Annotated in this window: 20 protein-coding genes and 1 riboswitch; of the genes, 7 read left to right on the top strand and 13 right to left on the bottom strand. The window is 74.7% G+C overall.

From position 1 onward, the window contains the following. The first annotated feature begins 5 nt into the window (after window positions 1-5). Entirely contained in the window at window positions 6-758 is a 753-nt protein-coding gene (locus JQN70_RS01425; RefSeq protein ID WP_204129532.1) for a lysophospholipid acyltransferase family protein, read from the top strand. An 89-nt stretch (window positions 759-847) separates the two neighbouring features. Here the strand turns inward: JQN70_RS01425 and JQN70_RS01420 are convergent, their stop codons facing one another. From JQN70_RS01420 to JQN70_RS01390, 7 genes are all read right to left on the bottom strand, one after another. Continuing rightward, window positions 848-1,324, bottom strand: coding sequence for a VOC family protein (locus tag JQN70_RS01420; RefSeq protein ID WP_204129531.1), 477 nt, complete (start codon window positions 1,322-1,324; stop codon window positions 848-850). Window positions 1,325-1,464: 140 nt separating this feature from the next. Beyond that, entirely contained in the window at window positions 1,465-2,004 is a 540-nt protein-coding gene (locus JQN70_RS01415; RefSeq protein WP_204129530.1) for an NUDIX hydrolase family protein, read from the bottom strand. Further along, entirely contained in the window at window positions 2,001-2,882 is an 882-nt protein-coding gene (locus tag JQN70_RS01410) for an ECF transporter S component (protein WP_307835749.1), read from the bottom strand. Before JQN70_RS01410 ends, JQN70_RS01415 begins: the two co-directional genes overlap by 4 nt. Further along, a complete protein-coding gene (locus JQN70_RS01405) occupies window positions 2,879-4,651 on the bottom strand; it encodes an ABC transporter ATP-binding protein (RefSeq protein ID WP_204129529.1) in 1,773 nt (590 codons plus the stop codon). Before JQN70_RS01405 ends, JQN70_RS01410 begins: the two co-directional genes overlap by 4 nt. Beyond that, on the bottom strand, window positions 4,648-5,766 hold the full coding sequence (locus JQN70_RS01400; protein WP_204129528.1) for an energy-coupling factor transporter transmembrane component T: 1,119 nt from the start codon (window positions 5,764-5,766) through the stop codon (window positions 4,648-4,650). The genes JQN70_RS01405 and JQN70_RS01400 overlap by 4 nt, the downstream gene beginning before the upstream one ends. Before the next feature lie 21 nt (window positions 5,767-5,787). Continuing rightward, window positions 5,788-6,630: an SCO2322-related protein gene (locus JQN70_RS01395; RefSeq protein WP_204129527.1), complete on the bottom strand. Its 843-nt coding sequence runs from the start codon at window positions 6,628-6,630 to the stop codon at window positions 5,788-5,790. Next, window positions 6,630-8,174 (bottom strand): hypothetical protein, encoded by a 1,545-nt coding sequence (locus JQN70_RS01390; RefSeq protein WP_204129526.1) that lies wholly within the window; start codon window positions 8,172-8,174, stop codon window positions 6,630-6,632. Before JQN70_RS01390 ends, JQN70_RS01395 begins: the two co-directional genes overlap by 1 nt. A gap of 106 nt (window positions 8,175-8,280) precedes the next feature. Beyond that, a riboswitch (cobalamin riboswitch) is annotated at window positions 8,281-8,353 on the bottom strand. 323 nt (window positions 8,354-8,676) lie between these two features. Between JQN70_RS01390 and ileS the strand changes: the two genes are divergently transcribed. Together ileS and JQN70_RS01380 are read left to right on the top strand one after the other, a co-directional pair. After that, complete coding sequence (ileS, locus tag JQN70_RS01385; protein WP_204129525.1) at window positions 8,677-12,009, top strand: isoleucine--tRNA ligase; 3,333 nt, start codon at window positions 8,677-8,679, stop codon at window positions 12,007-12,009. Then, entirely contained in the window at window positions 12,006-12,563 is a 558-nt protein-coding gene (locus JQN70_RS01380) for a GNAT family N-acetyltransferase (protein WP_204129524.1), read from the top strand. The genes ileS and JQN70_RS01380 overlap by 4 nt, the downstream gene beginning before the upstream one ends. On the opposite strand, the gene JQN70_RS01375 is transcribed toward JQN70_RS01380, so the two are convergent. Next, complete coding sequence (locus JQN70_RS01375) at window positions 12,550-12,951, bottom strand: rhodanese-like domain-containing protein (RefSeq protein WP_204129523.1); 402 nt, start codon at window positions 12,949-12,951, stop codon at window positions 12,550-12,552. The genes JQN70_RS01380 and JQN70_RS01375 overlap by 14 nt on opposite strands. Then, the gene (locus JQN70_RS19770; RefSeq protein WP_307835748.1) at window positions 12,948-13,433 is read right to left on the bottom strand and encodes a cysteine dioxygenase; all 486 of its coding nucleotides are present in this window, start codon (window positions 13,431-13,433) and stop codon (window positions 12,948-12,950) included. The genes JQN70_RS01375 and JQN70_RS19770 overlap by 4 nt, the downstream gene beginning before the upstream one ends. Window positions 13,434-13,688: 255 nt before the next feature. On the opposite strand from JQN70_RS19770, the gene JQN70_RS01365 reads away from it, so the two are divergent. The 4 genes from JQN70_RS01365 to JQN70_RS01350 all read left to right on the top strand — a co-directional run bounded on the left by JQN70_RS01365 (window position 13,689) and on the right by JQN70_RS01350 (window position 16,964). Continuing rightward, window positions 13,689-14,162, top strand: a complete 474-nt coding sequence (locus JQN70_RS01365) for a helix-turn-helix transcriptional regulator (protein ID WP_204129521.1) — start codon at window positions 13,689-13,691, stop codon at window positions 14,160-14,162. A 22-nt stretch (window positions 14,163-14,184) separates the two neighbouring features. After that, window positions 14,185-14,628 carry a VOC family protein gene (locus tag JQN70_RS01360; protein ID WP_204129520.1) on the top strand — a complete coding sequence of 148 codons (444 nt, stop codon included), beginning with the start codon at window positions 14,185-14,187 and terminating at the stop codon, window positions 14,626-14,628. 97 nt (window positions 14,629-14,725) lie between these two features. Further along, entirely contained in the window at window positions 14,726-15,529 is an 804-nt protein-coding gene (locus JQN70_RS01355; RefSeq protein ID WP_204129519.1) for a class I SAM-dependent methyltransferase, read from the top strand. A 25-nt stretch (window positions 15,530-15,554) separates the two neighbouring features. Continuing rightward, on the top strand, window positions 15,555-16,964 hold the full coding sequence (locus JQN70_RS01350) for a bifunctional folylpolyglutamate synthase/dihydrofolate synthase (protein ID WP_204129518.1): 1,410 nt from the start codon (window positions 15,555-15,557) through the stop codon (window positions 16,962-16,964). Window positions 16,965-16,984: 20 nt separating this feature from the next. Here JQN70_RS01350 and JQN70_RS01345 read toward each other — a convergent pair whose 3' ends face one another. From JQN70_RS01345 to JQN70_RS01330, 4 genes are read right to left on the bottom strand one after another with little or no spacing between them, the layout of a single operon-like run. Then, a complete protein-coding gene (locus JQN70_RS01345) occupies window positions 16,985-17,596 on the bottom strand; it encodes a response regulator transcription factor (protein ID WP_204129517.1) in 612 nt (203 codons plus the stop codon). Further along, window positions 17,593-18,774, bottom strand: a complete 1,182-nt coding sequence (locus JQN70_RS01340; protein WP_204129516.1) for a sensor histidine kinase — start codon at window positions 18,772-18,774, stop codon at window positions 17,593-17,595. Before JQN70_RS01340 ends, JQN70_RS01345 begins: the two co-directional genes overlap by 4 nt. Before the next feature lie 12 nt (window positions 18,775-18,786). Then, entirely contained in the window at window positions 18,787-19,611 is an 825-nt protein-coding gene (locus JQN70_RS01335; RefSeq protein ID WP_204129515.1) for an ABC transporter permease, read from the bottom strand. Next, window positions 19,608-20,522 (bottom strand): ABC transporter ATP-binding protein, encoded by a 915-nt coding sequence (locus tag JQN70_RS01330; protein ID WP_204129514.1) that lies wholly within the window; start codon window positions 20,520-20,522, stop codon window positions 19,608-19,610. The genes JQN70_RS01335 and JQN70_RS01330 overlap by 4 nt, the downstream gene beginning before the upstream one ends. Window positions 20,523-20,560 lie beyond the last annotated feature (38 nt).

Here is a 20,560-nt window from a genome sequence, read left to right as displayed (position 1 = left end):
CGGGCATGGAGCCCGTGTACCGGCCCGTCATCCACGCGGCGAAGACGCTGTTCTTCCTCCAGGGTGCGCGCCTGAGGATCACCGGCGAGGAGCACGTGCCGCGGGTCGGCGGCGCCGTCATGGCGATCAACCACACGTCCTACCTCGACTTCATGTACGCCGGGCTGCCGGCCTGGCCGCACCGCCGCTACGTGCGGTTCATGGCCAAGAAGTCGATCTTCGCGCACCGGGTCTCGGGGCCCCTGATGCGCGGGATGCACCACATCCCCGTCGACCGGCACCAGGGCGGGCAGGCGTTCAAGGACGCCGTGCGGGCGCTCAAGGACGGCGAGATCGTCGGGGTCTTCCCCGAGGCGACGATGTCGCGCTCCTTCGAGCTCAAGGAGTTCAAGCCCGGGGCCGTGAAGATGGCCCAGGTCGCCGGGGTGCCGGTGCTGCCGGTGACGATCTGGGGTGGGCAGCGGGTGTGGACCAAGGACCTCCCGAAGCGGATGGGCCGGGCCAACATCCCGATCTCGATCACCGTCGGCGAGCCGCTGGAGATCGGCCGGCGGGAGAACGTCGAGGAGGCCACGGCGCGGGTCAAGGCGGCGATGCAGGCCCAGCTCGACGCGCAGCAGGCGGCCTACCCGACCCTGTCCGGCGACGAGCTGCGGTACGTGCCGGCCCGCCTCGGCGGCACGGCGCCGACCCCGGAGCAGTCGCACGAGGCCGACGCCTCGGACATGCAGCGCACCCGGGACAAGTTCACCGGCTGACCCCCGACTTTGTGGGGCGCCGTCCGCCGGACACCCGGTTTCTGCGCCGATTCAGCGGACCTGCCCCCACAAGGTCGGGGACGCGGGGGTCAGGCGGGTGGTCCGAGCAGTCGTGCCGCGAGGGCGGCGACCTCCTCGTCGGACACCTCTTGGGCCGCGACGTCGGCGAGTACGGCGGCGTACTGGGCGGTGGGGGCCTGCAGCTCGAGCGCGATGCCGTCGGGGTCGCGGAAGTTCAGGTGGTACCCGAGCGGCATGTCCTGGATCGGGCTGTGGGGCACACCCGCTGCCTCGAGCCGGGCCTCCCACTCGACGACCTCGTCGCGGTCCCGCGCGGCCAGACCGAGGTGGTCCAGCCCGGTGGCCAGCTCGCTGAACCGGCCACCCGTGCCCTCGGCGTGGTGGACCAGGGCGAGCACGAACCTTGTGCGCTGGTGGATGCAGATGCGGGCGTACCCGACGTCAAGGATGCGGCGGAACCCGAGCACCTCGGTGTAGAAGCGCTGGCTGGCATCGAGGTCGGTGACGCTGAGCGAGACGTGGTTCAGACCCGAGAACTCCGGCATGTCGGCCACTGTCGTCCGGTGGACCTCGGCCGTCAACGGGGTGCCTCACCCCGACCTTGTGGGCCGCCGTCCGCCAGACACCCGGTTTCTGCGGCGTTTCACCGGATGTGCCCCCACAAGGTCGGGGAAGAGCGGGCGGGTCAGACGGAGTGGCCGAGGTGGGCCAGCGCCTGGCGGAGCAGCACGCCGTGGCCGCGTTCCATCTCGGCCTGGATGCCGGGGTCGAGCGCCTGGCTCGGCGTCAGCCAGGTGAGGTCGAGGGCGTCGTTCTGAGGGGCGCAGTCGCCGGCGACCGGCACCACGTAGGCGAGCGAGACCGCGTGCTGGCGCGGGTCGTGGAAGGGCGTGACGCCGGGCGTCGGGAAGTACTCGGCGACCGTGAACGGCTGCGGCGAGGCCGGGATGCGGGGGAGGGCCACCGGCCCGAGGTCCTTCTCGATGTGCCGCAGCAGCGCATCGCGCACGCGCTCGTGGTGCAGCACCCGGCCGGACACGAGCTCGCGGCAGACCCGGCCCTCCCCGTCGAGGCGCAGCAGCACCCCGAGGGCCGAGACCTCGCCCCGCTCGTCGACGCGCACCGGCACGGCGTCGACGTAGAGGATCGGGAGCTTCTCGCGCGCCGAGTCGAGCTCCTCGCGGCTCAGCCAGGCGGGGTCGCGGTCCAGCTCGAGGGGGTTCATGGGGGCGATTGTGCCAAGCCCTCCGGTGTGGCTTGCCCCGGGCGCGCCGACCGGCCCTGACCTGCGGCGTCCGCGAAGGCCACCGGGGCGCCGAACGCGGCCCGGCGGGAGGCGCGGCGCAGGGCCCCGAGGACCGGTCGGGCGGTGAGGGTGACGAGCACGACGTTGGTCACCGCGCGGCCGAGGTCCCATCCGAGGCTCGTCGCGAGGCTGAAGACGAGGAAGCGGTGGAGGTTCTCCAGCAGCGGGGCGCCGGCGACGAAGGACAGCTCGCCCGCCAGACCGGTCGAGAACGGCCAGAACGAGAGGTTGAGCAGCGCCCCGTAGGCGAGGCCGGCGAAGGCGCCGTACGCGGCGAGCATCGCCACCTCGCGGCGCCCGGACGCGCGCGGCAGGAGGCCGGCGCCCCAGCCGACCCACGCCGCCCCGAGCATCTGGAAGGGCAGCCACGGCCCCACGCCGCCGGTGATGAGCGCGGACGCGAAGAGGGTGACGGCGCCCTGCACGAAGCCGAACCCCGCTCCGAAGACGCGCCCCCCGAGCACGAGGAGGAAGAAGACCGTCTCGAGCCCGGCCGTGCCGGCACCGAGCGGGCGCAGCGCCGCGCCGACCGCCGAGAGGACCCCGAGCATCGCGACGGCCTTGACGTCCATCCCGCCCTCGGCGACCTCGGCGAGGACGACGGCGAGCAGCAGCGGCAGGACGAGGGCGAGGACGAGGGGGGCGTCGGTCGAGTGCGCCAGGCCGGACCCCGGGGTGACGAGCAGCGGCCAGCCGAACGCGACGAGCCCCGCGACGCTGACGAGGGCCACGGCCGCCGCCGACCGCGGCCGGAGCGCCACGGCGGCGGTGCGCCGCGCGGGTGCCGCGGCCGTCACGGTGCCACCCCCGGGGCGGCGGACCGGACGTCGTCGACGGTCAGCCACGGTCCCGGCGCCAGGACCTTGGCGACCTGGGGCGCGAAGGCGGGCGAGGAGACGACGACCTCGGCGGTCGGGCCGTCGGCGACCACCTCACCGGCGGCCATGACGACGACCCGGTCGGCGCACTCGGCGACGAACTCGACGTCGTGCGTGGCGACGGCGACCGACCGGCCGCGCGCGGCGAGGTCGCGCAACGTCGTGGCGAGCACGGCCTTGGCGGAGGGGTCGAGCCCGCGCGTCGGCTCGTCGAGGAGGAGCACGGGCGGGTCCGCGGTCAGCTGGACGGCGAGGACGAGGGCGAGCTTCTGACCCTCGGAGAGGTCGCGGGGGTGCCGGTCGGCAGGGACGCCGGGCGCGAGGCGGGCGAGCAGCGCCGCGCAGGTGCCGGCCGGGACGGTGCTCTCGTGGTCGGCCTGGGCGCACTCGGCGCCGACGGAGTCGAGGTAGAGCAGGTCGGTGGCGCTCTGCGGCACCAGGCCGACGCGGGCCCGGCGCTCGACGGGGTCGAGGGCGGCGGGGTCGACGGCCGGCGTGGTCGGGCCACCGACCCGCACCCGACCGGCCGCGGTCGCGCCGCTGCCCTGGAGGGCCCAGAGCAACGAGGACTTGCCGGACCCGTTGCGCCCCATGAGCGCGGTGACCTCGCCGGCGTGCAGGTCGAGGTCGACCCCGGCCACCGCGACGACGTCGCCGGGGTGCCGGACGACGACCCCGGACGCCTGCAGCACCGGCACGACCGACGGCGCGGACGTGGCCGTCGACATCTTTCGACGAATGTGTCGATTGTTGGACGGTTCGGTGGGGTGGGGGTCGTCCATCTTTCGACGAATGTGTCGATTGTTGGACGGGTCGCGCGCGCCGTCCGGGCCCGGCACGTCGTCGGGCCCGGACCCGGAGGTGGTGGCCAGCCGCTCGCGCAGCCCCCGGGCGGCCCGCCGGGCGTCGCGCACCGACAGCGGCAGCGGCGTCCATCCGGCCCAGCGGCCGAGCTCGACGACCGGCGGCGCGATGTCGCTCGTCGCCATGACCCCGGCCGGCGCCCCCACCGTGACCGTGCCGTCGACCGCCACGTGGACGACCCGGTCGGCGTAGTGCAGCACCCGCTCGACGCGGTGCTCGGCGACGACGACGGTGACGGCGAGGTCGTGCACGAGCCGCGTGATCGTCGCGAGCACCTCCTCGGCGCCGGTGGGGTCGAGGGCCGAGGTCGGCTCGTCGAGGAGGATGACCCGCGGGTGGGCGGTGAGCACGGACCCGATGGCCACCCGCTGCTGCTGCCCACCGGACAGCTCGCGCAGGGCGGCGCCACGCAGCTCGGGGATGCCGAGGACGTCGAGCGTCTCCTCGACCCGCTTGCGCATCGTCGCGGCTGGCAGGCCGAGCTGCTCCATCCCGTAGGCCAGCTCCTCCTCGACCGTGTCGGTGACGAAGCCGGCGAGCGGGTCCTGCCCGACGACCCCGACGAGGTCGGCGAGGTCGCGGGGGCGGTGCTCACGCGTGTCGCGGCCGTGGACGAGCACGCGGCCGTGCAGCGTCCCGCCCGTGAAGTGCGGGACCCGCCCGCACATCGCGCCGAGCAGGGTCGACTTGCCCGACCCGGTGCGTCCGACGACGAGCGCGAGCTCGCCCTCCTCGACGACGAGGTCGACGTCGCGCAGGACGGGACCCTCGGCACCGGCCGGCACGACCGACACCGACTCGAGGACGACCGCGTGCTCGCTCACGCCGCCACCCCCACGGCCCCGCGCACGACGACCCGGGGCGCCGGGCGCGGCGGCTCCGGGGTGAGGACGGCCGGCAGCGCCGCGACGAGGAGCCCGGCGACGGCGACCAGCGGCAGGGCCGGCACGCCGAGCGGGTCGAGCGGCATGGCGAGGGCGTCCGGGGCGGTCCGGGCCACGACGGTCGTGGCGGCGGCCGCGAGGACCCCGGAGCCGAGGGTCAGCCACTCCGCGCCGCGCCACGGGTCGGGCCGGTACGTCGTCGTGCGCACGTGCCGGCCCCCGAGCCACAGGCCGAGCGCCGACAGCGCGAGCCCGACGACGAGGGTCGGCGTGCCGAGGAGGGCCGGCGTGGTGGCGTCGAGGACGCCGTAGAGGCCGATGGCGCAGGCGAGCAGCCCGACGAGCACGACCGCCCCGGTGAGCCTCCGTTCGCGCTCCGGCGCCGCGCCGGACCGCCCGTACCCGCGCGAGTCCATCGCCGCCGCGAGCAGCAGCGAGCGCTCGAGGGTGTCCTCGAGGACCGGGAGGGCGATGCGTCGCACGGCCCGCAGCCCGCGCCCGCCGTCGCCGCGCAGCTGACGGGCCCGGCGGACCCGCTGCACCGACTCGGCGAGCTGCGGCGCCACGGACACCGACACGACGACGGCGGCCCCGACCTCGTGGAGCGCGCTCGGCAGGCTCCGCAGCAGGCGCTTGGGGTTGGCCAGCGCGTTCGCCGCGCCGATGCAGGCGATGATGACGGCCAGCCGCAGGCCGAGCAGCGCCGCCCCCAGCAGCCCCTCGAGGTACACGTCGCCACCGAGCTGGATGCCCGCCGCCCACGACGGCAACCTCGCCTCGGGCAGCGGCAGGAGCAGCGTCGAGCCGACCTTGAGCCCCACGAGGACGTGGAGCACGAGCCGGACGGCGACGATCGCCATCCCGAGCCAGAGGTAGAGCCGGAAGGCCCGCGCCCACGGGGAGGACCCCCGGCGGGCGGCGACGACGAGCGACGTGACGGCCAGGGCGAGCAGCAGCAGGAGCGGGTTGGTCGTCGTGCTGACGGCCACGGCGAGCCCGACCGCCCAGCCCCACCACGCCGCCGGGTGGACGGCACGGGGGAGCGGACGGGTCACCGGGGCATCATCCCAGCCGGGTCAGCCGCGACGGCGCCAGGCGGCGACGCCCGCACCACCGGCGACGAGCAGCACGAGGGCACCTCCGGCGAGCAGCGTGCCGGCGCCGGACCCCCGGGCCTCGGTGGACGTCGGCTCCGAGGCGAGCGTCGTCGTGCCGTCGCCGGGGGTCGCGGACGGCGACCCGGTGGGGGCGAGCGTCGAGGAGGGGCTCGGGGACGCGCCGGCCGGGGCGGACGGCGACGCACTGCCCGACGGCGCGGCGCCGGTGGCGCCCGGGCGCGCGGCAGTGGCGCCCGACGAACCGGCCGTCGCGCCGGCACCGGTCGGCCGCGGCTTGGCCGTGGGCTTCTTCGGAGCGGGAGTCGGGGTCGGCTTGGGCTTCGTCGTCGGCTTCGGGGCCGGGCTCGAGGCCGTGGCCGGCGGCGCGGTGCGCGGCTGCTGGCCGGAGCCGAACCGGAAGCCGATGACCGTGCCCGCGGCCGGCGTGTACGAGGCGACGCCCGTGCTGCTGTAGGTCCACGACCCGCCGCGGGGGGCGTGGAAGAACCCCCAGTAGGCCGAGGCCGGGGGCATCCGGACGCACGGGTCGCTCGCCGGTGTGCCGTTGATGCGGCAGACGACCGAGCCGGGGAACTGTTGGGGGCTGACGACCGTGGCCACGGACTTCAGCACCGCCATGGCGGTGCCGCCGCTCGAGGCGCACGACGTGCTCGACGACGAGCCGGTGTCGATGACGACCGTGACGCCGGTGGACCCCGAGCAGGCCGCTGCCTGGGCCGGGGCCGCCACGACGGCGAGCCCGGCACCGGCCAGGCCCAGCGCCGCGACGGCACCGCAGAGACGGGCGAGGAGGCGGCGCATCAGGCGTGCGCCCCCCGGCGTCGGGAGGCCACGACCGCGACGGCGCCGAGCAGCACGAGCGCGAACCCGAGGAGCACCGGCAGCAGCGGGTCGGTGCCGGTCTGGGCCAGCGCCCCCGCCGGGGCGGCCGCGACGGGCGTGCTCGGGGTCGAGCCGCCGTCGCCGGCCGGCGCGGTCGTGCTCGGGTCCGTGCCCGACGTGGGGGTGGTCGTCGGCGTGCTCGTCGGCTGCGCCGGGCAGACGGTCGCGGGCGGTGCGGGCTCGGAGCCCTCCGCGAGGGTGTCGAGGAGGTCGCCACCGGCCAGCAGCAGGGCGGCCTGCGGCGTCGCGCGCAGGTCAGTGTCGGCCGGAACGGTCGTCGAGCGGTCGCCGTCGGACTTGGCGATCCCGCCGCGCAGCGCCGCGGGCGCGGTGGGTCCGTACTGGAGCGTGGCGACGAAGGCCGCCGCGTCGGCAGCCTCCGCGCTCCGTCCGTCGGCGAGGAAGGCCTGGCCGGCGACGCCCGCGGTGTTCGCGCTGAGGATGCCGTCGGCACTCTCGAGGCCGCCCGACGCGTCCTGCGCCGCGGCCAGGTGGTCGAGGGCCCGCTCGGCACCGGCCGCGGCCGCCGCCCGGGTGCCGTCGACGTCGCCCCAGCAGAGGAGGGTGTCGTCGAGCGAGAGGAGGGCCTGGGCCGCGAAGGCGGTGGCGTCGGGGTCGCTGACGCAGGTCGTACCACCGATGGCGCTGCGGAACCCGCCGTCACCGCACTGCTGGTCGAGGAGGAGCTCGATCGACGGGGTGGTGACCGGCCGACCCGCGCGGTCGAGGGCGAGCAGCGCCAGGGCCTGGGTCAGGGTGATCGTGTAGTCGTCCCCGCCGGTGTCGCTGAACCGCCCGGTCGGGGTGCGCAGGGCCTCCAGCTGGGCGACGAGGTCCGTGCCGTCGACGTCCCGGGGGTCGCCCCCGGCCACGACGACTCCGATGAGCGCCTTGGCCGTCGCGCCCACGTAGGACGCGCCGAAGTCGGCGCCGGTGTACGAGCCGACGGTGGACTCGAGCCACGCGAGCGAGCGCGCGACCTGGTCGGGGTGGGCCCCGGCGGCGGTGAGCGCGATCATCGCGTCGATCGTGTTGCCGTGGTCCGGGTAGCCCGAGGGGTCGAGGGCGCCCGCCCCGTCGGGGTACACGTAGTGGTCGCCGTACTGCGCGAGGGTGCGGGCGATGAAGTCCGAGGCCGCCTGGGTCTCGGGCTCGGCCGGACCCGGGAGCACCTGGGCCCGCACGGGGGCCGTCGTCGCCGGGCGGGCGGGGGCCGGGGCGGTCGCGGTGGGCGCCGGCGTGACGGTGGCCGAGGGGGTCGGCTCGTCGCCGGGGGTCTGCGTGGGCGTCGCGCTCGGGGTGGGCGTCGAGGCGTCGGTGGCGCTCGGGGAGGGGGAGCCGCTCGCGGTGGGCGTCGGCGTGGCGTCGTCGGCGAGAGCGGCCGAGGGGGCGCCCACGAGCACGACGGCCGTGAGCAGGGCACCGAGCGCGCGGGCGCCGGGGCGGAGCGTGGTGGGGGACATGGGGCCTTCCTGAGCGGTTCGGGACGACGCCCGAACCACCGGAACCCCGGCACTCGGGCTCCGCCCCGCGTTCCTCGACGGGTTGATGGAGCCGCTCGCGCCTGATGGGCATTCCGACTCGCCACCCTCGCGGGTGACCTACGGCTGCGGGACAGTGCCGGACTCGGACCGGCTTCCCCCAGACAGGTGCGTGTGGGTGCCGCCCGTCACGGGCGACGCCGCGATGCTACCTCCTCGGGAACCCGGTCGGAACCGCGCGTCCGCCCCGGTAGACTCCCGGGCACAGGCGTTCGAGCCGTCATCAGCGGCGAGCCTCCGGAAGAACGGGCCGCCCCCGGGTGGCCCCAGTAGAACCGGACGTCGGGGTCACGTCACGACCTGGTGCAAGAGCGGTCGTCCTCCGGGGCGGCAAGCGAGGTGGTACCGCGGAGGTGCCCGGCGAGCGGCCGGGCCCGTCGTCCTCGTGAGGAACGAGTCGACGACCCGCAGGAGCAGCACCGCCATGACCTACCCCAGGGTGTCCACCACCGGCGACCACACCGGTGCGGCCTTCGGCGTCCCCGCGAGCCCCCGCCTCCCCGAGGTCGAGGAGGCGGTGCTCTCGCACTGGGCGGCCGACGGCACGTTCCAGGCCTCGATCGACCAGCGCGACCCCGGCGAGCGCGGCGAGAACGAGTTCGTCTTCTACGACGGCCCGCCCTTCGCCAACGGCCTGCCGCACTACGGCCACCTGCTGACCGGCTACGTCAAGGACGTCGTGCCCCGGTACCAGACGATGCGCGGCCGCCGCGTCGAGCGCCGCTTCGGCTGGGACACCCACGGCCTGCCCGCCGAGCTGGAGGCGATGCGCCTCAACGGCATCAAGACCACCGACGAGATCCTCGAGCTCGGCATCGAGAAGTTCAACGCCGCCTGCCGCGACTCGGTGATGAAGTACACGGGCGAGTGGCGCGAGTACGTCACCCGGCAGGCCCGCTGGGTCGACTTCGACAACGACTACCGCACGATGAACGCCGACTACATGGAGTCGGTCATCTGGGCCTTCAAGTCCCTGTACGACAAGGGGTACGTCTACGAGGGCTTCCGCGTGCTGCCCTACTGCTGGAACGACGAGACGCCGCTGTCCAACCACGAGCTGCGGATGGACGACGAGGTCTACCAGAACCGGCAGGACCCGTCGGTCACCGTCGGCTACCTGCTCGACGACACCGGCACCGACCCGGTGCTCGACGGCGCGCACCTCCTCGTCTGGACGACGACGCCGTGGACGCTGCCGAGCAACCTCGCGGCGATGGTCGGCTCCGACATCGACTACGTCGTCGTCGAGGCCCCGGTGCCGGGCACGGAACGCACCGCGCGCTACGTCCTCGCCGAGGCGCGGCTGGAGGCCCACAAGCGCGAGCTGGCCTCCGCCGAGGGCGAGTTCGCGGTCGTCGGGCGCTACAAGGGGTCCGAGCTCGTCGGGCGCACCTACACCCCGCCCTTCTCGTACTACGCCGGCCACGAGAACGCGTTCCGCATCGTCGCCGCCGACGACGCCGTGACCACCACCGACGGCACGGGCGTCGTGCACACGGCCGGCGCCTTCGGCGAGGTCGACAAGGAGGTCACCGACCGCGAGGGCATCGAGGCGGTCATGCCGGTCGGCAAGGACGGCCGGTTCACCGCGCCCGTCACCGACTACGAGGGCGTCCAGGTCTTCGACGCCAACGCGCTCGTCATCGACCACCTCCGGGCGGCCACCCGCGGCGAGGGGCCGACCGGGTCGGTGTCGCCCGGGACGGTGCTGCTACGCCGCGAGTCCTACGACCACAGCTACCCGCACTGCTGGCGCTGCCGCGAGCCCCTCATCTACAAGGGCGTCGAGTCCTGGTTCGTCGAGGTCACCGCGTTCAAGGACCGGATGGCCGAGCTCAACCAGCAGATCACCTGGGTGCCCGAGCACGTCAAGGACGGCCAGTTCGGCAAGTGGGTCGAGAATGCCCGCGACTGGTCGATCACGCGGAACCGCTTCTGGGGCAGCCCGGTTCCCGTGTGGAAGTCCGACGACCCCGCGTACCCGCGCGTCGACGTCTACGGCTCGTTCGAGCAGATGGAGGCCGACTTCGGCGACCTCCCGCGCGACCGCGAGGGCAACCCCGACCTGCACCGGCCCTTCGTCGACGAGCTGACCCGCCCCAACCCCGACGACCCCACCGGCCGCTCGACGATGCGCCGCGTCAGCGACGTCCTCGACGTCTGGTTCGACTCCGGCTCGATGTCCTACGCGCAGGTGCACTACCCGTTCGAGAACGCCGACTGGTTCGCCGGCACGGAGAGCGAGGACGCGCACTTCCCGGCCGACTTCATCGTCGAGTACATCGGCCAGACCCGCGGCTGGTTCTACACGCTGCACATCCTCGCGACCGCCATCTTCGACCGGCCGGCGTTCTCGTCGTGCATCAGCCACGGCATCGTCCTCGGCAACGACGGGCAGAAGATGTCGAAGTCGCTGCGCAACTACCCCGACGTGCGCGAGGTCTTCGACCGCGACGGCGCCGACGCGATGCGCTGGTTCCTCATGGCCAGCCCGATCCTGCGTGGCGGCAACCTCGTCGTCACCGAGGAGGGCATCCGCGAGGGCGTGCGCCAGGTCATCCTGCCGCTCTGGAACTGCTGGTACTTCTTCTCGCTGTACGCCAACGCGGCGAACGGCGGGGCCGGGTACGAGGCGCGCTGGTCCACGGCGTCCACGGACCCGCTCGACCGCTACGTGCTCGCGAAGCTGCACGACCTCGTCGGCACGGTGACGACCCAGATGGACGCCTACGACGTGCCCGGCGCGTGCGAGTCGGTGCGCGGCTTCGTCGACGGGCTCACCAACTGGTACATCCGCCGGTCGCGGGAGCGGTTCTGGGACACCGGCTCCGGTGACTCCTCAGCGGCCCAGGCGGCCTTCGACACCCTCTACACGGCGCTCGAGGTGCTGACCCGCGTCGCCGCGCCCCTTCTGCCGCTGCTCACCGAGGAGGTCTGGCGGGGGCTCACCGGCGGCCGGTCCGTCCACCTCGCCGACTGGCCCTCCGCCGACGACCTGCCGGCCGACGACGCCCTCGTCGCGGCGATGGACCAGGTGCGGGCCGTGTGCTCCACGGGGTCCTCCCTCCGCAAGGCCGAGGGGCTGCGGGTGCGCCTGCCGCTGCGCGAGCTGACCGTCGTGACGGCCGACCCCGCGGGCTTCGAGCCGTTCACCGGGATCGTCCGCGACGAGCTCAACGTCAAGGGCGTCACCGTCCTCGACGTCGCCGAGGCGCACGAGTCCGACTTCGGCATCAGCCAGCGGCTCACGGTCAACGCGCGCGCGGCCGGGCCGCGCCTCGGCCGCGACGTGCAGACCGCCATCAAGGGCTCGAAGTCCGGCGACTGGTCGGTGGCCGAGGACGGCACGGTGACGGCCGGCGGGCTGGCGCTCGTCGAGGGCGAGTACTCGCTCGAGACGGTCGTCGAGGGCGGCAGCGGTGGCTCGCTGGCCACCGCCATGCTCCCCGGCGGCGGCTTCGTCGTCCTCGACACCGAGGTCACCCCCGCGCTGGCCCGCGAGGGCATCGCCCGCGACCTCGTCCGCGCGGTGCAGCAGGCCCGCAAGGACGCCGGGCTCGAGGTCTCCGACCGCATCCACCTCGAGGTCTCCGGCGACGCCGAGGTCGAGGCCGCGGTCGAGGCGCACGGCGACCTCGTCGCGGCGGAGACCCTCGCCGCGCAGGTCGAGCCGCTCCTCGCGCCGGACGGCGAGCGGGTCTCGGTCGTCACGGTCGGCGACGGCCACCAGGCCCACGTGCGGGTCACCCGCCGGTGACGCCGCTGCGCTGGCCGGCCACCGACCCGGTGGCCGGCCGCGTGCGCCTGCGGGCGTTCCGGGACACCGACCTCCCGATGGTGCTCGACCTCGCGACCGACCCGTACGTCCCGCGGATCTCGACGCTGCCCGCCGACGCGGACGAGGCGGCGGCGCTGGCCTACATCGGGCGCCAGCACGGACGGCTCGCCGAGGGGCGCGGCTTCAGCTTCTGCGTGGCCCTCACCGACGACTCCGCCGCCGTCGGCACCGCGGGTCTGTGGGTCGACGACCTCGGCCACGGCCGGTTCCGGGGTGGGTACACCATCGCCCCGGGCCGCCGCGGTCACGGCCTGGCGGGGGACGCGCTCCGGGCCCTGACCGCGTTCGCGTGGACCCTCGAGGTCGCGCACCGGGTCGAGCTGTACGTGGAGCCGTGGAACGTGGCCTCCCTCCGCACGGCCGAGCGGGCCGGCTACGTCTGCGAGGGCCTGCTGCGCGACCACCACCGGATCGGCGGCGCGTGGTGCGACATGGTGCTGCTCGCCGCGCTCCGGCCGGTCAGCGGGGGCTGACCGCCCGGCCCGGGGTCGTCGGGAGCCCGGCCGCGCGCCAGGCGGCGAACCCGCCGTCGACGTCGGTCGCCCGGTGCACGCCGACGTCGCGCAGCGCCGCGGCCGCGAGCGAGGACGTGTAGCCCTCCTGGCAGATGACGACGACGCGCAGGTCGTCCGCGGCGATCGGCAGGGCGGCGTCGTTCGTCGGGTCGAAGCGCCACTCGAGGACGTTGCGCTCGACGACGAGCGCGCCGTCGGGCTCGCCCTGCTCCGCACGCTGGGCGGCGGGCCGGATGTCGACGAGAACCGCTGCCCCGGAACGGATCTCGGCGGCCGCCTGCTCCGGGGACAGCCGGTCGAGGCGGGCCCGGGCCGCTGACAGGAGGAGGTCGACCCGGCTGGTCACCAGGCCTCCGCCGTCCGGACGAGGGTGGGCGCGAGCACGCCGTCATCCTCCTCGTAGTCGGTCATCGAGGCCAGCCGCGGGGCGTACACGTGCAGCGAGACCGCGGGGTCGGAGCCCTCGTTGGTCACGCGGTGGACGTACTCCGGCCCGAACGCGTGGGTGGCGCCGCGGCCGTGGATGCGCCGTGGGCCGCGGACCAGCCCGTGCCGTGCGGTGCGCTCGACGAGTGCGCCCTGGAGGACGACGAAGGCGCCGGCGCTGCCGCCGTGGTCGTGCCACGGCGTGCCCTGCCCGGGGAGCCAGGTGAGCAGCCAGGCCTCGTGCTCGCCGGTCGCGAGGAGGCGTCGGTAGTAGCGGCTCACGGGGTCGAAGTCGAGGTGCGGGCGCCAGAGGGTGTCGTCGGCGGCGAGCCGGCGCGCGGTGGCGAGCGGCCCGGCGACGTGCGTGGTCGGGAGGGTCCGGGGTCGGGCGATGACGGTCACGGGAGGTCCTTCGGTGGGGGATCGGGGTGCGTTCGGGGAGGGCGCGACCACCGGGGTCGCCGCCACGAGGAGGTGCGGGTCGAGGGAGCGGTCAGCGCGGACAGCGACAGCGCATCGCCGGCGGGGCCGGGCGAGTGGTGGTCGGTCGGGACGAGCTCATGCGACGACGGTATGCCCCAACACAACGTTATGCAACCCATAACCACATGTAGGTACAGGGGTTTCGGTTCCGCGACCACCCGTAGGGTCGGGGTCGTGCCCGAGCCCGAGCGTCGCGTCCCCGGCGACGTCCTCGTGCACCTGCGCCGGGCGCGCGACCTCATCGACCGGCGCTTCGCCGACGAGCTCGACCTCGACCTGCTCGCCGCCACCGCGCGGCTCAGCAAGTTCCACTTCCTCCGCTCCTTCGCGGCCGTCTACGGCACGACCCCGCTGGCCTACCTCGGGGAGCGGCGGGTCGAGCGCGCCCAGGACCTGCTGCGGACGACGAACCTCACGGTCACGGAGGTCTGCCACGCGGTCGGCTACTCCAGCCTCGGGTCGTTCTCGGCCCGCTTCCGGGACGTCGTCGGCGAGACGCCGAGTGCGTTCCAGGGTCGGTACGCCGTGCAGGGGGCGCCGCGCATCCCGGGCTGCTGGGTCTTCATGTCCGGGCTCGTCGAGCGGCGTGGGGCGCCGGCGCACGACGGGACGGGACGGGCGAGCAATCCGGGAGAAGCGTCCGGCTGAGGTGAGCCCCTAGCGTCGAGCCATGATCACCAACGTCTCCCTCGTGTCCGTCTGGGTCAAGGACCTCGACGAGTCCCTCGCCTTCTACACCGACGTCCTCGGCTTCGCACCGGGTGACGACATCACCCTCGGCGAGGACTTCCGCTGGGTCACCGTGACCCACCCCGAGCAGCCCGAGCTCTCTCTCCACCTCACGACGCCGAGCAAGCCCCTCTCCGACGACCTCATCGCCGCGATGCAGCGCGCCCAGCTCGAGGGCGGCCTGCCGGGCGTCGGCCTGCACGTCGACGACTGCCGGCGGACGGTCGCGGAGCTCAAGGCCAAGGGCGTCGAGTTCCTCCAAGAGCCCGAGGACCGGCCCTACGGCGTCGAGGCGCTCATGCGCGACAACTCGGGCAACTGGATGGTGCTCGTCGAGCCGCGCGAGTTCACGCCGGAGGACTTCGGCGGCGTCCCGCCCGCCTGATCCGGTCGAGGGGTGTCGCCCGCTGCCGCACCGGCGTAGCGTCCGGGGCGGCACCGGCCGTCCTCCTCCCGGACGGGCGGCAGCCCGAGGAGGACCGATGGACCCCGTCCCCGACGTCGAGGGCGCCCGCTCGTTCCGGCAGCCCGGCGAGGTCTACGACCTCTTCATGGGCCGCTACTCCCGGTCCCTGGCGCCGGTGTTCGCCGACGCCGCCCGGGTGGCGTCGGGCTCGACGGCGCTCGACGTCGGCTGCGGACCGGGGGCGCTGACCACCGTGCTGGTCGACCGGCTCGGTGCCGACGTCGTCACCGCCGTCGACCCCTCCGAGCCCTTCGTCGCCTCCTGCCGGGACCGGAACCCGGGGGTCGACGTGCGCCTCGGCCGGGCCGAGGACCTGCCGGTCGACGACGCCTCCGCCGATGTCGCGCTCGCCCAGCTCGTCCTGCACTTCACGAGCGACCCGGCCGCGGCCGCCGCCGAGATGTCCCGCGCCGTGCGCCCCGGCGGCACCGTCGCCGCGTGCGTCTGGGACTTCGCCGCGGGGATGGAGATGCTGCGCGTCTACTGGGACGCGGCCCTGGTGGTCGACCCCGACGCCCCCGACGAGGCCCGCACGCTGCGCTTCGGGAAGCCGGGCGAGATCGCCGACCTGTTCGAGGCCGCCGGACTGGTCGACGTCGAGGAGTCCGAGCTCTCCGTGTCGTCGACCTACCGCGACCTCGACGAGCTGTGGTCCGGGTTCCTCGCGGGCATCGGCCCCGCGGGCACGCACTGCCTCTCGCTCGCCGAGGACGAGCGGGCGCGGGTGCGGTCCGAGGTGGGGCGACGGCTCGGTGACCCCACCGGCGGGTTCACGCTCGGTGCCCTGGCCCGCTGCGCCGTGGCCCGCCGCCCCGGCTGAGGCCCGCGCCCGTGCCCGCCGCCGGATGCGGGAGGATGGGCCGGTGAGCCCTGCACCCGACGCCGCCCAGCGCGAGGCCGCGCACGCCCTCGAGGTCCGCAAGCGGATGCGCGAGGTCGAGGAGTCGATCCTCGCCCGCGCCCCCGAGCACGACCTCGAGCCCTCCCTCGACCGCATCCGGGCCGTCATGGAGCTCGCCGGCGACCCGCAGCGCACCTTCCCCGTCGTCCACGTGACGGGGACGAACGGCAAGACGAGCACGGCGCGCATCGTCGAGTCGGTGCTGCGCGAGATGGGGCTCAAGACAGGGCGATTCACCAGCCCGCACCTGCACTCGATGCTCGAGCGGATCGCCGTCGCCGGCCGGCCGATCGAGGCCGAGCGCTTCCTCGCCGCGTACGACGACGTCGCGCCGTTCATCGACCTCGTCGACGCCCGCTCGGCCGAGGAGGGCGGCCCGCGGATGACCTACTTCGAGGTGCTCGTCGCCGTCGCCTACGCGGCCTTCGCCGACCTGCCCGTCGACGTCGCCGTCGTCGAGGTGGGGATGGGTGGCGCCTGGGACGCCACGAACGTCGTCGACGCCCCCGTCTCGGTCATCACGCCCATCGACGTCGACCACCGGCACTTCCTCGGCGACACCCCCGAGGAGATCGCCGGCGAGAAGTCCGGCATCATCAAGCCCGACGCCATCACCGTGTCCGCGGTGCAGCCCGACCTCGCCGCGGCGGAGGTCCTCGTCGACCGCGCCACCGAGGTCGGTGCGCGGATCGTGTTCGAGGGCAACGACTTCGGCGTCACCGCGCACGACGTGGCGGTCGGCGGGCAGCAGCTGTCGCTGCGTGGCCTGGCGGCCGAGTACCCCGACCTCTTCCTCCCGCTCCACGGCACGCACCAGGCGCAGAACGCGGCGGTCGCCGTCGCCGCCGTCGAGGCCTTCGTCGGCGGGGGCGAGCAGCCCCTCGACATCGAGGTCCTGCGCGCCGGGCTCGCCGCGGTCGAGTCACCGGGCCGGCTCGAGATCGTCCGCCGCAGCCCCACCGTGCTCGTCGACGCCGCGCACAACCCGGCTGGGGCCAGGGCCCTGCGCGACGCCCTCTCCGAGGCGTTCACCTTCGTCCGGCTCGTCGGTGTTCTGGCCGTCATGAGGGACAAGGACGCCGCCGAGATGCTCGAGCTCCTCGAGCCGGTCCTCGACGAGGTCGTCGTCAGCCGCAACAGCTCGCCGCGCTCGATGCGGGCCGCCGAGCTCGGCGAGATCGCGTCCGACATCTTCGGCGAGCACCGGGTCACGGTCGTCGACGACCTGCCCGACGCCCTGGACCGGGCCGCCGGTCTCGCCGACGAGGGCGGCGTCGCCGGTGGGGTGCTCGCCACGGGCTCGGTCGTCACCGCCGCCGACGTGAGGATGCTCCTCGGCACCACCGAGGTCTGACCCGCCGGCCCCGACGAGGGTCAGAGCCAGCCGGCGTCGCGGGCCACGCGCACCGCGTCGGCGCGGTTGCGCGCCGTCGTCTTCCCGATCGCCGCGCTGAGGTGGTTGCGCACGGTGCCCTCGGAGAGGTGCAGCGAGCGGGCCAGCTGGGCGACCGTCGCCCCCGACTCGGCGGCCCGGAGCACGTCGGTCTCGCGCGGGGTGAGCGGCGAGTCGCCGAGGGCGAGGGAGTCGGCCGCCAGCGCGGGGTCGACGACCCGGAGCCCGGCATGGACCCGGCGCACGGCGTCGGCGAGTGCGTGCGCCGGCGTGTCCTTGACGACGAACCCGGAGGCGCCGGCCTGCATCGCGCGCCGCAGGTAGCCCGGCCGGCCGAAGGTCGTCACGACGAGCACCCGGACCCCGGGGTGCCGCTCGCGCACCCGGGCCGTGGCCTCGATGCCGTCGCCGCCGGGCATCTCGACGTCCATGAGCACGACGTCCGGCACCGTCTCGCCGACGACGCGCAGCACCTGCTCGCCGTCCTCGGCCTGCCCGACGACCTCGAGGTCCGGCTCGAGGTCGAGGAGGGCGGCGAGCCCGCCCCGCACGAGCGCCTGGTCGTCGGCGAGGACGACGCGGATGGGGGTCACCGCTCGCTCGCGGCCGGGACGGGAGCGACGACGATCTCGAAGCCGCGCGGGTCGAGGCGCCGGGCGGTGAGGGTCGCACCGGCCGCACGGGCCCGCTCGGCGAGCCCGCCGAGGCCGTGGCCGCCCGCGCGCGCCGCGGGTCCGGCCGGAGGGACGCGCCCGTCGTCGCGCAGGCGCAGGCCGTGCGCGTCGATCGTCACGGTGCACGTGCTCGCGCCGCTGTGCCGGATGACGTTCGTGACGCCCTCGCGCACCGTCCAGGCGTACAGCTCGCGCAGGTCGGGGTCGACCCCGTCGACCGCCCGGGGCAGGGAGGGTTCGATGCCCGCCGACTCGAGGGCCGCGCGGGCCCGGGCGATCTCGCCGGACAGGGAGATCTCCCGGAAGCCCTCGACCGCCCCGCGCACGTCGGCGAGCGCCTCGCGGGCCAGGGCCTCGACGGCTTCCACCTCCGCGCGGGCGCGGGCGGGGTCGAGCTCGACGAGCCGCCCGGCGAGCTCGGACTTGATCCGGATGACGGTGAGCGAGTGGCCGAGGATGTCGTGGAGGTCGCGGGCGACGCGGTTGCGCTCCTCCTGCACGGCCAACCGCGCGTTCTCTCGCTGGGCGAGCGCGAGGTCGCGCGAGCGGCCGACGGCGATCGTCATGCTCGTCACCGCGACGATCGCCACCGCGAGGCCGAAGACGAGGCTGCTGTCGCGCTCCCAGCTGTCCAGCCGGTAGGCGGCGAGCTCGTACCCGGCGCCGAGAACGACCGCGACGACGTAGGGCCACCACCCGGTGAGGGCCCAGATGCCCGAGACCGCGAGGAAGACCCAGGTGGAGGCGGCCGACTGACCGACGAGGAGCGTCGCGACCGCGGCGGCCACCGCGAGCGCCGCGTAGCGGGCCAGCGCGGGCCACCGGGGGCCCGGGTGCGGCCGGAAGCCGGAACGGCCCAGCACCGGCAGCGGCGAGACGAGGAAGTGCCACACGTAGAGCCCGGCGAAGACGACGAGCGCGAGCATCGCCGTGACGCCGCGCAGCCGCTGCGGGTCGTTCCACGCGGTGACGAACGGCTCGGCGAGGTAGAACAGCCAGATGAGCGCGAGGGCCCGGCCGGCCGTCCGCCCGGCCGGATGGGCCGGTGCGACGAGGTCGTCCTCGTCCCACCGGCCGGTCCGTGTCAGCCCACCCACGCTCACAGCGTGTCAGACCCGTTCGGTGTCACGGCGGAACCGCCACACGGCACCCGCGACGAAGACGAGGCCCCAGACGACGAGGTTGAGCACCCAGGCCATCCGGAAGGCGTCGTGCGCCCCGGTCGTGGTCAGGGTGAGCGGCCAGTGCGCGAGCTGGCTCAGCCCGTAGATCGGCGTCCACTGCGCGATCTGCCCGTAGAGCGAGTCGGTCGGCAGCGGTCCGGAGAACAGTCCGCCGAAGATCGAGAGGATGGCGAGCATCGGGCCGAGGAACTGCATCGCGTTCTCGCTCGGCAGCAGGTAGCCCATGAAGAGGCCGAAGGCGGCGAAGACGAGCGAGCCGAGCACGATCACGAGGGCCATCTGCCACCAGGGCGCAATCGCCGTGACGTGCGCGGTCCCGGTGGCCGCCCCGACGACGAAGGTGACGAGGGTCGCCGTGGCGCCGAGCACGACGGCGACGAGCATCTTCACGACGACGTGCGACAGCGGGCGGGCCGGGGTGAGGCGCAGCTGGCGGCTCCAGCCGGCGGCCCGCTCGATCGACACGGAGGCCCCGGCCGAGGTCGTCGCCATCACCGCGCCGTAGACCGCCATGCTCGCCATGACGTAGGCGCCGACGTTGGCGACGGCGTGCGGGCCCATCGAGTCGTCGGAGCCGGTGATCTGGCTGCCGATGAAGACGAGCATCACGGCGGGGAAGACGAAGGTGAAGACGAGGATGCGCCGGTTGCGCACCAGCCGGCGCATCTCGATGCGCAGGATCGTCGGGTTGACGAGCGTGCGCCGGGGCAGCGGCCGGCTCGTGACGTCGGTCGACGGGGCGGTGGTCATCGGGGGAGTCCTTCCGGTGCGGGGGTGGTCTCGGCGTCGCCGCCGGTCAGCGCGACGAAGGTGTCCTCGAGGCTGCGGCCGGCGACCTCGAGGTCACGGGCCGCGGTCTGGGTCAGGAGGTGGCGGGCGAGGGCGTCGGAGTCGGTGCTGACGAGCGTCACCGAGGAGCCGCGCACCTCGACCTCGACGACGCCGGGGAGGGCGCGCAGGGCGTCGGGATCGGCGTCCGGCAGGGTCGCCCGGACGACGCGTCCGGCGGTCATCGCGCCGAGCTCGGCCGGGGTGCCGTCGGCGACGACCTTCCCCGAGCGGACGACGACCACCCGGTCGGCCCAGGTCTCGGCCTCCTCGAGGTAGTGCGTCGCGAAGACGACGGTGCGGCCCTGCTCGGCGTCGGCGTGGATGGCCTGCCAGAACGCCCGGCGGGCGGCGACGTCCATCCCGGTCGTCGGCTCGTCGAGGATGATCAGCTCGGGGTCCGGCACGAGCGCCATCGCGAAGCGGGTGCGCTGCTGCTCACCGCCCGAGCAGTCCTTGATCCGCCGGTCGGCGATGGCGGTGAGGCCGGCAGCCGTGAGCGCCTCGTCGACCGGGCGGGCCGACGGGAAGAGCGCGGCGGTGTACTCGACCGACTCGCGCACGGTCATGTCCTTGAGCAGCCCGCCGCTCTGGAGGACGGCGGAGACCAGCCCCCGCTCGACCGCCTCCCGCGGGTGCAGGTCGAAGACGGCGACGTCGCCGTCGGTGGGCGTGCTCAGGCCGAGGACCATGTCGATGGTCGTCGTCTTGCCGGCACCGTTGGGCCCGAGGACGGCGACGACCTCGCCCTGGCCGATGGTCAGGTCGATGCCGTCGACGGCCCGGACCTCGCCGAAGTGCTTCGTGACGGAGCGGAGGGTGATCGCGTTCATGCCCTCCACGGTGGCCCGGCGTCGGCCGCAGCGCCCCC

Origin of the sequence: Phycicoccus sonneratiae (genome assembly GCF_016887965.1) — a bacterium.
Classification (GTDB): Bacteria; Actinomycetota; Actinomycetes; order Actinomycetales; family Dermatophilaceae; genus Phycicoccus; species Phycicoccus sonneratiae.
The sequence above is the reverse complement of the archived record's forward strand: the minus strand, read 5'-3'. Positions and strand labels throughout refer to the sequence as shown.

What these genes read in the sequence shown, in the direction of transcription:
- JQN70_RS01350 (WP_204129518.1), top strand. Translation starts at nt 15,555, where the DNA reads ATGCGGGAGGATGGGCCGGTGAGCCCTGCACCCGACGCCGCCCAGCGC.
- JQN70_RS01355 (WP_204129519.1), top strand. Translation starts at nt 14,726, where the DNA reads ATGGACCCCGTCCCCGACGTCGAGGGCGCCCGCTCGTTCCGGCAGCCC.
- ileS (WP_204129525.1), top strand. Translation starts at nt 8,677, where the DNA reads ATGACCTACCCCAGGGTGTCCACCACCGGCGACCACACCGGTGCGGCC.
- JQN70_RS01390 (WP_204129526.1), bottom strand. Translation starts at nt 8,174, where the DNA reads ATGTCCCCCACCACGCTCCGCCCCGGCGCCCGCGCGCTCGGTGCCCTG.
- JQN70_RS01360 (WP_204129520.1), top strand. Translation starts at nt 14,185, where the DNA reads ATGATCACCAACGTCTCCCTCGTGTCCGTCTGGGTCAAGGACCTCGAC.
- JQN70_RS01335 (WP_204129515.1), bottom strand. Translation starts at nt 19,611, where the DNA reads ATGACCACCGCCCCGTCGACCGACGTCACGAGCCGGCCGCTGCCCCGG.
- JQN70_RS01415 (WP_204129530.1), bottom strand. Translation starts at nt 2,004, where the DNA reads ATGAACCCCCTCGAGCTGGACCGCGACCCCGCCTGGCTGAGCCGCGAG.
- JQN70_RS01420 (WP_204129531.1), bottom strand. Translation starts at nt 1,324, where the DNA reads ATGCCGGAGTTCTCGGGTCTGAACCACGTCTCGCTCAGCGTCACCGAC.
- JQN70_RS01330 (WP_204129514.1), bottom strand. Translation starts at nt 20,522, where the DNA reads ATGAACGCGATCACCCTCCGCTCCGTCACGAAGCACTTCGGCGAGGTC.
- JQN70_RS01425 (WP_204129532.1), top strand. Translation starts at nt 6, where the DNA reads ATGGAGCCCGTGTACCGGCCCGTCATCCACGCGGCGAAGACGCTGTTC.
- JQN70_RS01395 (WP_204129527.1), bottom strand. Translation starts at nt 6,630, where the DNA reads ATGCGCCGCCTCCTCGCCCGTCTCTGCGGTGCCGTCGCGGCGCTGGGC.